At 44.1% G+C, this 12,835-nt stretch carries 19 protein-coding genes; 15 read left to right on the top strand and 4 right to left on the bottom strand.

The features are described 5' to 3' along the window. Positions 1-53 precede the first annotated feature (53 nt). The 9 genes from VA249_RS22045 to VA249_RS22080 all read left to right on the top strand — a co-directional run bounded on the left by VA249_RS22045 (position 54) and on the right by VA249_RS22080 (position 6,891). The gene (locus VA249_RS22045; protein ID WP_176703774.1) at positions 54-1,277 is read left to right on the top strand and encodes a DNA sulfur modification protein DndB; all 1,224 of its coding nucleotides are present in this window, start codon (positions 54-56) and stop codon (positions 1,275-1,277) included. Beyond that, positions 1,267-1,920: a hypothetical protein gene (locus VA249_RS22050; RefSeq protein WP_176703773.1), complete on the top strand. Its 654-nt coding sequence runs from the start codon at positions 1,267-1,269 to the stop codon at positions 1,918-1,920. Before VA249_RS22045 ends, VA249_RS22050 begins: the two co-directional genes overlap by 11 nt. 75 nt (positions 1,921-1,995) lie before the next feature. Next, positions 1,996-3,237 (top strand): S8 family peptidase, encoded by a 1,242-nt coding sequence (locus VA249_RS22055; RefSeq protein WP_176703772.1) that lies wholly within the window; start codon positions 1,996-1,998, stop codon positions 3,235-3,237. Between the two features lie 14 nt (positions 3,238-3,251). Next, the gene (locus VA249_RS22060) at positions 3,252-3,479 is read left to right on the top strand and encodes a hypothetical protein (RefSeq protein WP_176703771.1); all 228 of its coding nucleotides are present in this window, start codon (positions 3,252-3,254) and stop codon (positions 3,477-3,479) included. Between the two features lie 149 nt (positions 3,480-3,628). Further along, complete coding sequence (locus VA249_RS24235; RefSeq protein WP_256997343.1) at positions 3,629-3,754, top strand: hypothetical protein; 126 nt, start codon at positions 3,629-3,631, stop codon at positions 3,752-3,754. Positions 3,755-3,800: 46 nt separating this feature from the next. Further along, positions 3,801-4,136: a hypothetical protein gene (locus tag VA249_RS22065; protein ID WP_221072353.1), complete on the top strand. Its 336-nt coding sequence runs from the start codon at positions 3,801-3,803 to the stop codon at positions 4,134-4,136. Positions 4,137-4,203: 67 nt separating this feature from the next. Next, on the top strand, positions 4,204-5,661 hold the full coding sequence (locus VA249_RS22070) for a DNA cytosine methyltransferase (protein ID WP_176703769.1): 1,458 nt from the start codon (positions 4,204-4,206) through the stop codon (positions 5,659-5,661). A 260-nt stretch (positions 5,662-5,921) separates the two neighbouring features. Further along, on the top strand, positions 5,922-6,134 hold the full coding sequence (locus tag VA249_RS22075) for a hypothetical protein (RefSeq protein ID WP_176703767.1): 213 nt from the start codon (positions 5,922-5,924) through the stop codon (positions 6,132-6,134). A 55-nt stretch (positions 6,135-6,189) separates the two neighbouring features. After that, positions 6,190-6,891 (top strand): adenylosuccinate synthase, encoded by a 702-nt coding sequence (locus VA249_RS22080; RefSeq protein WP_176703766.1) that lies wholly within the window; start codon positions 6,190-6,192, stop codon positions 6,889-6,891. 27 nt (positions 6,892-6,918) lie between these two features. Here VA249_RS22080 and VA249_RS22085 read toward each other — a convergent pair whose 3' ends face one another. From VA249_RS22085 to VA249_RS22090, 3 genes are all read right to left on the bottom strand, one after another. Then, the gene (locus tag VA249_RS22085; protein WP_176703765.1) at positions 6,919-7,140 is read right to left on the bottom strand and encodes a hypothetical protein; all 222 of its coding nucleotides are present in this window, start codon (positions 7,138-7,140) and stop codon (positions 6,919-6,921) included. Next, complete coding sequence (locus tag VA249_RS24240; RefSeq protein WP_256997344.1) at positions 7,140-7,265, bottom strand: hypothetical protein; 126 nt, start codon at positions 7,263-7,265, stop codon at positions 7,140-7,142. Before VA249_RS24240 ends, VA249_RS22085 begins: the two co-directional genes overlap by 1 nt. A gap of 266 nt (positions 7,266-7,531) precedes the next feature. Continuing rightward, positions 7,532-7,732 carry a hypothetical protein gene (locus VA249_RS22090; RefSeq protein WP_176703764.1) on the bottom strand — a complete coding sequence of 67 codons (201 nt, stop codon included), beginning with the start codon at positions 7,730-7,732 and terminating at the stop codon, positions 7,532-7,534. A 153-nt stretch (positions 7,733-7,885) separates the two neighbouring features. Here VA249_RS22090 and VA249_RS22095 point away from each other — a divergent pair, with 153 nt between their 5' ends. From VA249_RS22095 to VA249_RS22115, 5 genes are all read left to right on the top strand, one after another. Beyond that, entirely contained in the window at positions 7,886-8,392 is a 507-nt protein-coding gene (locus VA249_RS22095; protein WP_176703763.1) for a DUF262 domain-containing protein, read from the top strand. A 304-nt stretch (positions 8,393-8,696) separates the two neighbouring features. Continuing rightward, on the top strand, positions 8,697-8,993 hold the full coding sequence (locus tag VA249_RS22100) for a hypothetical protein (protein ID WP_176703762.1): 297 nt from the start codon (positions 8,697-8,699) through the stop codon (positions 8,991-8,993). A 98-nt stretch (positions 8,994-9,091) separates the two neighbouring features. Beyond that, the gene (locus VA249_RS22105) at positions 9,092-9,505 is read left to right on the top strand and encodes a phage protein NinX family protein (protein WP_176703761.1); all 414 of its coding nucleotides are present in this window, start codon (positions 9,092-9,094) and stop codon (positions 9,503-9,505) included. A gap of 67 nt (positions 9,506-9,572) precedes the next feature. Continuing rightward, positions 9,573-9,725: a hypothetical protein gene (locus tag VA249_RS22110; protein ID WP_176703760.1), complete on the top strand. Its 153-nt coding sequence runs from the start codon at positions 9,573-9,575 to the stop codon at positions 9,723-9,725. A 171-nt stretch (positions 9,726-9,896) separates the two neighbouring features. Further along, complete coding sequence (locus VA249_RS22115) at positions 9,897-11,147, top strand: DNA/RNA non-specific endonuclease (RefSeq protein WP_176703759.1); 1,251 nt, start codon at positions 9,897-9,899, stop codon at positions 11,145-11,147. 33 nt (positions 11,148-11,180) lie between these two features. Here the strand turns inward: VA249_RS22115 and VA249_RS22120 are convergent, their stop codons facing one another. Next, the gene (locus tag VA249_RS22120) at positions 11,181-11,489 is read right to left on the bottom strand and encodes a hypothetical protein (protein WP_176703758.1); all 309 of its coding nucleotides are present in this window, start codon (positions 11,487-11,489) and stop codon (positions 11,181-11,183) included. Between the two features lie 128 nt (positions 11,490-11,617). Here VA249_RS22120 and VA249_RS22125 point away from each other — a divergent pair, with 128 nt between their 5' ends. After that, positions 11,618-12,619: a class I SAM-dependent methyltransferase gene (locus VA249_RS22125; RefSeq protein ID WP_176703757.1), complete on the top strand. Its 1,002-nt coding sequence runs from the start codon at positions 11,618-11,620 to the stop codon at positions 12,617-12,619. Positions 12,620-12,835: the final 216 nt, after the last annotated feature.

Here is a 12,835-nt window from a genome sequence, read left to right on the forward strand (position 1 = left end):
GTCGGCTTGCCCTCTTGAGTGATGATAGGGTATCACATCAAGAGGGCATTTATATGAACACCGAGCACACGCAATACACAGAGTCGCAACTACAAGAACTACTTGGCATGTACCAGCAACTCAAGTCTGATAAGCCTTTAGAGCTGAACTGTTTGGTCGGTAAAGAGGGCGGACGTATTACCTACGCGGCTAAAGTGCCCGTCCCACAACTGCTGCATCACTTTAAGTTAGTACCGACTTTACCGCATAACGGCGCAGGCATTCGACTGCAGCGAGAGTTAACTAAGGCGAGAGAGAACGGTATTTCCTCATACATTCAAGAAAACGACCTGTACCTTTTCCCTCAGCTAGTTGCGATTGTCGAAGACTTGAAAACCCAGCCGACTGACTTAGAGAATGTGGTCAAACTGACCATTGATGCCAACCTATTTCGTTACCTAACAGACGGTCAGGGGCGCTACCGTGGATTTGAACTGGCTTGTGAAGCAGACAGCAAGGACTTAAGCCATGATTTTGTCGATTTAAAAATTGTGAAGTCACTAGGCCTCGACCAAGACATGCAGGTTTTCTGTGACTTAAACAGCGCTTTCTCCAAACCCAATAAGAGCATCATCACTGCAATGGATCATCGCAGCGCACTGAACACGGTTGTGAAAAATACGGTCAATAATATTGAGTGGTTAAGCCCGCTTATCGACTTCACAAAGGCGTCAGTAACCAATAAATCCAAGCTTGATCAAGGCGATTGTATTTGGACGCTTAACCAAGCCGTCGAATTCTTTAAGCTGACAACGGGTACAACTAACAAATCTGCCGACAAATTGCTCAAAGACACCGATAAGCAAGCGATTTGGCTAGATTTCGTCAGTACGTTCTTTGGATATCTACGCCTGAATAAACAGTTCAATGGGTTATTTGGCGATATTGATTCACTCAATCAGACAAAACAGCAAACTATTCTATGTACCGCCGTGTGTCTCAAGGCGCTAGGCTATGTGGCTAAGGTGTTCGCTCTTTACCGTATTAATGGCGCGGAGTGGGGCGATCTCGTGCAGAACGTGAATCGTGTCGATTTTTCTGTCAGCAATCCTGAGTACATTGGTCGCTGCCTGACACTTAGAGGTAAATTTGAAGACAAAGCCTTTAATCGCAAAGCAGTAGCGGCTTACATTATCAATCAGTTGGGATTAGAGTTACCTGATGAACTAAAAGATGTCGAAACGGAATTTTCGGAACTAAGAAAGAACGCAGGGAGCCTGAAAACCTATGTTACGTAAGAAAGTCCAACCAATAGTAGCCAAAACCCTCAAAGGGATCTTTAATGAACTCTCTGAACTCGCCAAGAGGTACGAGCTTCACCACCTCGTTTTTGCTGATGGTCGGAGGCTTCGCTTAGAGCTCACTTCTAAGGGCGTGCTGGTGTATGAAGAGTATTGCAAAACGACGAATAAACCAATGAAAGAAAAGCCAGTAGGTGTTATTGCATCCGCGATCCCTAGCGCCGCTGACATCGAGATACATAAAGAAGTCATTCGATTAAAACTGCTCAATAAATACGAACAACTTGCCACTCAAGCCACCTTTACCAACGACTTCATACACAAGTGCAAAAACCTCAATAAAGACAGTAACATCTATAAGAATGGTGTTTGCTCAAACACGTTCATCGCAGGCAAGGTCATTACTGTCGAGAGAGTATTAACATGTTTAGATAGTGACACTCAGGAAGACCTAAAAAATCACATACGGGCTCACCAGTCCTACGATAGCAAAGTATTCTCTATCCATAAAAATCTCGCAAGAATTGTGCTTAAGCGCCATCGTGAAGAATTTGTTGGTGTATTAGAGATGATCTACGAGAGGAAGAAGAACGAATTTTTCATGCTGATAAATGAAGATAAATTTATCGCTTGGAAATAGGCTTTCCCACCAAAACTTGTCGGCTTACTCCCCAATGGTTGAATACTACTTAAACCACTCAAGGAGAAACGCCTTATGGCAACGTTAACTAAGCCGACGCACATCGTCATTTTTGATAAGCCGTCGCAGGAAAATGAAGCGATCATTAAGCAAATCGGTGATCAAGACGTAAAGACCATTCAGCATCAGCCTGGAAAAAAGACTGTGCAAGACGCCACTGGCAATACGGTGTGTCAGTATTACAAGCGCCTATCGGTGGCGACCGTCGTTGCTGATAAAACATTGGTTGAAACGTTAAAAAACAATGACAAGGTCATTGCCGTTGTTCCTAACGAAAAACGCACTATTGTTCAAACCAGTGAAGATTACTTACATGGCTATCTTCAAGGCGTTATTGATACAGCCAATCTGCTTCAATTACAGCTCAATCAATCCAAAAATACTCCTTGTGCGCCAACACTGCCGTGGTCTTGGTGTCTAGAGAACATTGGGGTAAGTGGCGATGTATCAGGCAAAGGCGTGAAAGTGGCGGTGCTTGATACGGGTGTTTATCTAGACCATCCTGATTTCTATGGAAAACTAGAAGATGGCGTCAATGCTCAATCGTTTATTGATGGCGAATCGGTTAACGACCTTAATGGACACGGCACGCATTGTTGTGGGATTGTCGCAGGTCATGCTAACTCCAAAGGTAAATATCGCTATTCGGTTGCCCCTGATGCGGAATTGATCGTGGGTAAAGTGCTGTCGGACAGTGGTAGTGGATACGATTCAGACATTCTGGAGGCTATCCATTGGTCGCTAGAACAGGGTGCTCGCGTTATTTCAATGAGCTTAGGGACGACAAGAGCCGTTGGTGAACCTTACCCAAGCGCCTATGAACAAATCGCTAAAGTCATGCTCGATGACCCACAAGGTGCACTATTCATTGCTGCTGCAGGAAATGAGTCAGAACGACCTGAGTTTGTCAGTCCTGTGGGTAACCCAGCGGCTTGTCATTCAATCATGGCGGTCGCAGCAGTTGATAAGGAAAACCACGTTGCTTATTACAGCTGTGCCGAAATGGACGATATTGGAACGCTGGATATCTCTGCACCGGGCTCAAACGTGTACTCCGCTTGGACTGGCGGGGGCTACAAGTCGATTTCCGGCACATCCATGGCGACGCCACACGTTGCAGGGGTTGCCGCACTCTACCTTGAGCAAAATCCAAGCATGACGCCCCGTGAGTTATCCAATATACTTAAAAGTAAAGCGAAAGCCCTTGGTGAGCATGTAGACTATGGTGCTGGTCTGGTTATCGCTCCGACTAATTGATGAGGTATGCTGCCATGCAAGTGAATATAACGCTCAACACAAAAACGCTCTCAGAGTGCAATATTGATGATGAAAAGTTACCTGAATTTGTTTGCAAGCTAGGCGTTACAGCTAAAAATGAAGCGATGATGAAACGCTTCAAGGTTTTTACCGCTGACATTCAAGAGGATGATCTTGAAAGATTAAGGGCGGAACCCGCAATTTTAGAAGTGGCGCTTGATACTAAACGAGTCGCTATTTAAACGAGATGGCTGGATTTTCCAGCCCTTTTTTATAGATAAATCTATACCTACCGACATATCCAACCACCTTTCAAACGGAAATTTTCAATTAAAATAGTCCTGTTTGTTTTTCGCTTGTAGTAGTGAACCTACACAACCGGACTATGACTATGAAACCTACCTTACTTGCCATCACCACAGTTGCAGCTCTATCAGGGTGTATTGACGCATCTGACACCATTAAAGAAAAAATGAGTCAAATCGACCCAGCTGACTACAAAACGGCTCATCATTAAGACTTTTCGCCACAGCCACTCTGACCCTATCCCTCTTGGCACATTTTTGAATAAGCAAGTGGAATATGAGGGAACGTCAAAAGCAAACATCGATGTAAAGGTCACTTATGATGGGACTAAAGCGCATGTAACAGCAAAGGTTGATGGTTTTAGATTGATCCCACCAATGACTGTAAATACGGAACTAACTGCCGTAGCTGATTACGCGGTTTATGACGGATGGATTTCATACAGCAATCTACAGGGCGTTAAGGGGTTGTTCCCTGCGCATCGCGTGGCTTTCAACGTGATTGATAACGGTAAATTGATCGAGTTCATTCTCCCAACAGACACCGATTCAACCAAGTCACTGATATACACATATACGACTCCTCTTGAGTAAAGCTGTCAATTGTCGGTTTGCCACGCCGACCTAAGATGGATTTGCCTAACAAGAAGAGGACGTTAATTTGCTATATGAAAACGAGATTATTGTCGATCAGTATGCTGGCGGCGGCGGCGCTTCAGTTGGGATAACTGAGGGGCTTCAGACTGACGTGACACTTGCTATCAATCACTCCCCTGGAGCGATTGCCATGCACAAAACCAATCATCCGAACACCAAGCATTATTGTGAGTCAATATTTGATGTTTGCCCTGTTGAAGCAACCAAAGGTCGCCCAGTTGGTCTGATGTGGGCATCGCCTGATTGCAAGCACTACAGCAAAGCCGCTGCTGGTCGCCCTGTCGATAAAAACATTCGTTGTTTGTCATGGTCGATTATCAAGTGGGCGGCGTCGGTGCCCGTTCGTGTGATATCAATGGAAAACGTAGAAGAAATCATGCAATGGGGACCCGTTGAGGAGTTTAAGCCTGGCAAGTATCGCCCTATCAAGGACAAGCAAGGTGAAACCTTTAACGCCTTTGTAGCAGCTATGACGACTGGGCTTGATAAGAGCGATCCAGCGTGGAATGAAATTAGAGAGACCCTTGGTTCAAGCTTTAAGCACTACGACAAAATCGCGCAGGGACTAGGTTATAAGCTCGAACACCGAATTTTAAGAGCAAGTGATTACGGTGCACCGACGATTCGTAAGCGGTTATTCATCGTTGCACGAAATGATAATTTACCCATCGTTTGGCCAGAAAAGACTCACGGCTTAGGTAGGGAACCATATAAACCTGCGTCTTCAATTATGGATTTCAATATTCCCGTCAAATCAATCTTTAATCGTCGCAAACCATTGGTACCAAAAACGATGGAACGGCTCGCTAAAGGGTTTCAGAGATTTATCATAGAAAATGATGAACCGTTCACCATCCCAAGCGATCAACCTGTTACGTTCAAGCAAGATGATGCCCCTGATACCGTTTATCGCTCTCAGTCTGACAACATGAGCGTTGCTTTTATTGCAAAGCATTACACAGGGGTGAATGGAAGCAGCATTCGTGACCCTTTGCATACTATTACTTGCAAGGATCATAACGCCTTAGTTGTCTCTCATTTGGTGAAATTCAAAGGGACGAACATCGGTCACTCAATGGACACACCCATGCACACGATCTGTTGTGGTAATCATCATGCAGAATGTCGTACAGTTCTGAAAAAGCTTGCAAGTAATGAGTTAGGAAGCGCACTACCAAACCCACTCAGAAGCTTTTCAGACGCCGATCAGTTTGGTTTAGTGACCATTCGTGGTGAGCAATACATCATTGTTGATATCGGTATGAGGTTCCTATCGCCTAGAGAGCTATTCTTAGCGCAAGGGTTTGATGAAAGCTATCAAATCGAGTTTGATTCCGACGGCAATAAGTTCACCAAATCAGAGCAGATTGAACGCTGCGGCAATAGCGTGAGCCCACCAGTTGCAAAGGCAATTGTGGAAGCCAACTTCTTTGTTAAGTCACGGCAATATAGAGTCGCTTAGTTGTCGGCTCATTTGCTCAACGAATACTAAAAGCATTTAAAAAAAGCGGAGAAACAACATCATGGATAGAAAAAATCTAATCACATTGCTTCACCAATCTCACGATTTTAATCCTCAAGACCTTGATAGTTTGGTTCACACCACTGCCTCAACGATAGCCAGCAAACTGAACAGTATGGGCATTGATGAGCAAGTGAAATACTTGCTTGAATCTGGTTTAACCACCGTTGATATTTTGGTGAGACTCAAAGGAGGTAGTTATGACTCTCAATCAGTTCATCGAAAGTCGCATCATTGCCATTAACGCAAACTTTGCATCACGTAACACGAAAGTCTGCTCAGTGCGCAGAATGACGCAAATTAAGGCGATGAGACGTTGCACAATACGTCGTCTTATTGCTGAGTACCGACTTGCCACCAGCCCATGGTCTGCACCATTTATTGAAGACCGTGTTAAATGGATGACCGAATAAACACATCAGGTATGAGTTCAGAATGCATTATAAATACTTGGTTATGAGGTGATTTGTGATTAAAAAATGGACGCATAAAGAAATAGTAGAAAAGTCAGTAAAATGGTTAAAGAAACCCCATGGGCAAGGTGGAACAGGGTGTCACGTCGCAGTTTCAGAGTTTCCTACTGGTTACACAGGCGAAATTCCTGATGCGATTGGATTTAGAGCTCATTCTGAATACTTAGGTGGGTCCGTTGTTTGCGAGGTCAAGGTGAGCAGAAGCGACTTTCTTGCCGACGCAAAAAAGCCTCATCGCAACGGTACAGTGCTAGGTGTTGGTCAGCATCGTTTCTATGTAGCACCTCAAGGGTTAATTAAACCTGATGAATTACCTTTAGGTTGGGGACTGGTCGAAGTGACCAATAGAGGTGGCACAAAGTGTATCGTTGGGTACCCATCAACACAGCATTACGGAGACCGTCGAGAGTTGTTTGATTCTTCAATGTTTGAAGTCGATATAGAGCGAGAAATGAATGTGTTGATTCGTCTATGCTCACGAATTGGTGATGCAGAAGAACTAAACAACATCAAGAGAGAGAACAGTCGTTTGAAACAAGAGAATGAGTCATTATCGACACAAGCTGAAAAGATAGAGGTTGCTGACTATCTGAAAGAGCTTGAACAGATCGATTCATCACCAACACCTATTCACTTGCAGAGAAATAGAGCCCAGAATAAATTAAAAAGGCTTAAAACTCAGCAAAGCAGCAAATAAAACACCACCCACCCACTGACTAACCTTTTATCTTTCATCCAACTGCTTGATTGACCGCTTGGTTTTACTGATCATTAGTTGGGTGAACAGCTGCTCTCGCACTTCTTCTCTCTCTAGCTCAAGACCAAGCATGTTTCGACGATGTACCGACAACATATAGATAATCCCTAAGCCTGAAACCACAAGTGCAATCATGGCGATAACAAGAAAAACCAGCTGCTCACTAGAGGCGTTGGTAAACCATTCCATTAGCGTTCATCCTTGGTTAGATAATACAGGTAGGCGGCAATAAGAAGCCCACAAATGCACACCCATAGAACGATTGGCCAGTTAACCAAGTTTGCCAGCTCCTCAAAGCTTTTCGATGAGTCCATGTTTACGCTCCTTTATAAAGTGGCCAGAAAAGGGCACGTAAATACATACAAACGCCCACTTTGGCACCCAAATCTTTTTTTCGCATCTTCAACAAGAGCTTGATTGATAAGCCGCCCTTTCGACAGTAAACAGCCAAAGCCAAAGCAAACCCAGAGCAAGTAAAAGATGGTAAGTAAAGGACTGTATTCGAGCAAGTATATCGCAGCCAACAAATTAAACCCCAGGACAGCGCAGTAAATTCCTAGTTCATTCTGATTCATCGCACCTACCTCGACGGAGCCGCACCAATACGACGAAGAGCTTGTGTAACTTCATAAATACAAAAATGACTCTCGCTAACTTTCTTTTTCTGATTGACGTCAGAGTAAGTAAGTGCCGAATTGTAAGCCGTAACACGTTCACGGTGCAGCGCTTGAAGTGCAATAACGACCAAGTCTCTATCTGCAGCTAAATTCTCAAGTTCCATCTTTGGTTTCTCCTCTACTGTACGTTTATCTAGTATGCGCTGCTGACTTATATTGTCAAAGTCATAAATGAGAAACCCAACTTCTACCACTTTCTTGTCGGCTAATCGTCTGCCCTTACATTGATATCAGAACCAAAACAAAGGGCACATCACATGAACCGATTACCAAAACCTATCATTCACTTTACTTCTGGCTCTCGCCCACTAGAGCTGCTTATCTGCGGCGGTAAAGAGCGCCGTGATTACCCGTGGACAAGCCGATTCATCGGTGACTGGCCATTACCAATGTGGCAGCGAGAATTGTGCTGGACTCAAGCGGAAAACGTGTCCTTTCTTGAATCGGTCTATCAGGGGTACGACTTGGGCAGCGTGATGGTCAACAACATGCGTTGGGATGATAAGAAAAACATCTCAGTACCAATGAGCGACATCATTATTGATGGACAGCAGCGCATTAACGCACTGTTCGGGTTTGTACATAACAAGATCCCAGTCAACGGTCTGTATTGGAGAGACCTGACTCGCATCGAGCAGCGTACATTCCGTGAACGAGAAATCGGCGTAAAAGTCACAAGCTGCTATGACGAAGCCATTCTCAAGAAAGTGTACAACCACCTTAACTTTTCTGGTGTTCGTCACCTTGAAAAAGAAAAAGCGTAATGGAGGCAATGATGAGAAGCTTAGTATTTACCCAAATCTCAGAGAGCCAGTCCAATCAGGGGATCATTGAAAGAGAAAAAAGATAAGACAAGCGTTGTCTATCTACCCAAGCATCACTGTAAAGGCGTATCCATTCTACATTTGTGCTGAGGGACAAGAGCGACAACAATTTCGTCAAAAGTACGCCATCCAAAAAACAGGCAGAAAGCCGACTTGGAGGGATATATACGGGATTATCAATAGCATCAAAGCCGTTCCTTACTCTTATGAAGATTTGATACCTATGAGCGAGTGAGAGTAGGACATGAACTTACCAACTGAATATCAGGAATACCCTAAGACTTATCAAGCTCTGGTTGATATAAAACATTTCATTTCCAATAGTCAATCAACTGAAAGCTTCGATTGGTCATACGCAGAAGTGCTTCTTGAATTGGTATCTGACATTGAGCCAACGACATTATCCAAGCTAACTCGCACACAGGTTTACCTTTCTCATTTTGGCGAAAACTGTGAACGGGGCTCTGGCAATTTTGTTGATTTTGCCAATATCAGCAAGAACGAAATCATTGCAGTAATCGAAGCCAACATAACGCATTAACTAAAAACATAACGCATAAGGCTGTACATAACGCACAACAATTGTCGGCTCAAAGTTGGAGGTTAAGTTGGTTATACACACACAAGAGGACTCAACCGATGAACCGATTACACCCAAACCAACTCAACCACTCCGCCCTTGATTATGCCGTGGCAGTGGCTCAGAACTTGCCCATTCTTCAAGATCCAATGGGCTTTGCAAGTATGTCGCCAAACCCTGTGCAAGCAGGCTACTGGATTTGGTTTGGTAACTCTCAGAACGGCACAAGTAACTTAATTGGTTCAGGGTACAGCCCCTCGACTGACTGGCGTATAGGTGGAGGCATCATTGACGCTCACAACATCAGCATAATTGAGCCTAGTGATGACAATCCATTATGGACGAGTTCAGACCCCAGTATTGTGGGAGAAACAGCTCTGATAGCAGCGATGCGCTTTTATGTGCTAATGACACTAGGAGAAAGCGTTGAAGTACCAGACATGGCAATTAATGATCAAGGCGTTGCTGCCTAACACAACCGCCAATGCCTCTATTTTGGGGCATTGAACGAACGACCTACTGATATTGGAGGATGAATAGATGGAACAGCAACTTTTAGTTAAAGACGAAATGGGAAATGTTGGTTACTTGGTTGAGATTGACACTGATCGAGAATATCCATTTCGCTTAAACACGTCACCGAAAGATGACGAGGAAGAGTGGTTCACAGATGCGATATTCGCTTGCAAGTAATTTCTCTTATCGGCAAAAGCACAGCCGGTTGCCATGAGTGACCGGCTTTTGCTTTTTTGACTTCGACTGTCTTATCCCTACGACTTGAGTGCAGTATCAATCAATGGGATGTTGTCGGCAAGCGTTGTGGGTCTATATTGGTAATGAACTCAAACAAACGAGGGTAGCACCATGCCGGGATACGGATCAGCACAACAGCAAGGATACAACGAGCTATTCTTGGGTAGTAACTCAAGAATTGAAATGCCGAAACCAGACTTACACCTGATGAGTGAAATCTATCAAGACGAGTCACTGCGAGATGGTTATATTGTCGATTATGATAACTACTCAGTGATACTTAATGGTGAAGAAGATAAACGTAGCGCAGCTTGTGTCGCATTAATGATTGACCAAAAGCGTTTTAAAAAGACTCGCCGCAAAGACAACTGGCGAACTGACCCACGTATCCCAGACAGCTACCAATTAGACAATGCCTATTACCGTTCCAATCCTTGGGATCGTGGTCATTTAGCACGCAGAACTACGGCTGCTTGGGGTGACTCGGTGGCGATAGCTCAAGCTCGCTCTAATGGCACCTTTGTGTATACCAACGCCGCGCTTCAACATTCAAATCTAAACCAAGATGAGTGGTTGAGCCTAGAAGATATGGTGAAAGATTATGGGCAGACGCAGGGACGGATTATTTCGTTTAACGGCTGCATCTATGGTAAGTATGACCGAAGCATCAAACCGAACCGTCGTAAGGTGGCGCGCATTCCATGTGGCTTTTACAAAGTGATTGCGTATCTTGATAAAGCCACCGGTACATTGTGCTGTCGTGCATTTGTGTTCTATCAAGATTCTGAGTCGTTGCGTGATAAGCGCGGATCTCGCCGTTCAACTTACGACAATATGACGTATCAGGTCTCATTGATGGAAGTGACCGAACTGACAGGGTTACAGTTTGATGCTCAACTCTATGACGCGAACCCGCTGTACTATAACGGTGAAAACCGAAGTGATGATGAAAACGTGCTTGATAAAGAGCTACCAGAGCGTATTGAGCAGTTCTCAGGCGATTCAGTCATTAGCCCTCTCATGCCTCGTGAAACGGTATTGGATGATGAAGTAGACGCATTCATTAGTGCGGCACTAATAAAAGATGATTTGCTCACAGTAAGCATCTTCAATGGCGGGTCTGATGACATAATCATGGACGATTGGAAAATTTTGGATGTATTCGGCAATTTGTATGTTCTTGACCAAACTTTATTGAAATTTGGCGAGTCGTTAGTGAGTCAATTCGATCACTTCTGTAAAGACACGCCATACTTAATTCTTTATAACGACAGGGACGAGCGTATTGATTGGGTACGAATAGCCGGTCATTCTGACAAAGCTCAAATGTTCTTAAGCCCAACAAGTTTGACCGACCTGTAATTCACATCAAACCAGTGATGAGGTTTGTGCTTATCACTGGTTTAAGCTGTTGCTACTCGCAATCTTCACCAAATGTTCAGCATCACGATATAGAGTAGAACCTTTACCTATCTCCAGTGTGTCTGGTATCTCGGTTAATTCCCACGCCTTGCTGATCTTCAGCAACAATTTTGCTGCCCAGTAGATTTTTTGCTCATCTGTCTTGTCAACTAGACTCAACACGATTGGAAAGCCAAACTTTCTTGTCGTGCGAATCAACTCTTTGAATGCCACCACCTCGGGTTGCTTACTACAGTGTAAGTACGCACTTGAAATCAATAACCCTTTCTCTGCATTTGTCATGTTTCTCTCCGTATTTCGACAATATGGTGCTTATGCACTGACCCTATAAGCGAAACCCAAATCTTGGCGATTGTCGGCTAACGGCTGGCGCTTAACCTGGGATAGACCAACAAATAAAGGGGCACGTCATGGGCATAGCAGCGATCGTAAGAGATCTTAAAGAGAGCAATTCCGACTATGAGTATTATCCGAGCACGGATGAGATGTTGGGTTGCATTCGCAAAGATATGATTCATCACTTTGACTATCATCTTGACGATATCACCATTCCCAAGTGCAGCGTTCTCGATGTCGGAGCGGGTACCGGCTCTGCGCTGTCAGCTCTAACAACAGGTAAGAAATTTGCAATTGAAAAGTCACAACGCCTAATTAAAGAAATGGAAAATAACATCTTCATTGTTGGTACTGACTTTGAATCAAACACGTTGATAGACAAATCAACACGCGTCGTCTTCTCTAACCCTCCTTATAGCGTGTTCGCTCAATGGTCTGAAAAAATCATTCTGGAAGCCAACACGGAAGTCATTTACCTAATCATCCCTCAACGCTGGAAAAAGTCGGACGCTATCAACGCTGCCATTGAAGCTCGTAATGCCGAAGCAAAGGTAATTTACAGTGGGGACTTTTTGCAAGCCGACCGCCAAGCTCGCGCTAAGGTTGATATTGTTAAGGTTGATTTAAATCCTAACCGTCACCGTCGATACCGCTATGATGAGCCTGAGATGGCTGTAGACCCTTTTACGTTATGGTTTAACAACCACTTCAAAGTGTCGAGTAACGAGACTAAGCAGGCGGAGTTCGAGCGTCGAGCATCAATGTCTCAGAGAATGAAAGACCAGATATCAGCGAAACAAGAGATAATAAAAGACGAGGGATTGGTCAATACCTTAGAGCAGCTTTACAACAAAGAGATGGAGCATCTTATGCAAACGTATCTGATGCTCAATAATGTGGATTCGGACCTATTGAAAGAGCTGAATGTTTCCATACAGAGTGTGAGAGAGGGGCTACAATCCAAAATCGCCTCTTTGAAAAATCTTTATTGGCGAGAGTTATTCGATAATTTAGCCATCATCATGGATAAGCTATCAACGTCCTCCCGCCAGATGTCGGCAAACAATAAAGTTTGATCAGAAATATCGGATATTGAGATACTTTTGGGGTGGCATAGTCATAAAGTTTGATCATTTTCGGCTTTGCAGATTCTTCAATACCCATTGTGAATGACAATAAAGTCTGATCAATTTCTAGCAAGTTTTTGGACAGAAATGGGTTTCGTTTTCTGATAGTTTAAGAATCATCGGATAAGCTCTGGTAGGACAAACCTGTGACAAGGCTCCACAAAG

Origin of the sequence: Vibrio alfacsensis, from assembly GCF_019670485.1 — a bacterium.
In the GTDB taxonomy this organism is placed as follows: Bacteria; Pseudomonadota; Gammaproteobacteria; order Enterobacterales; family Vibrionaceae; genus Vibrio; species Vibrio alfacsensis.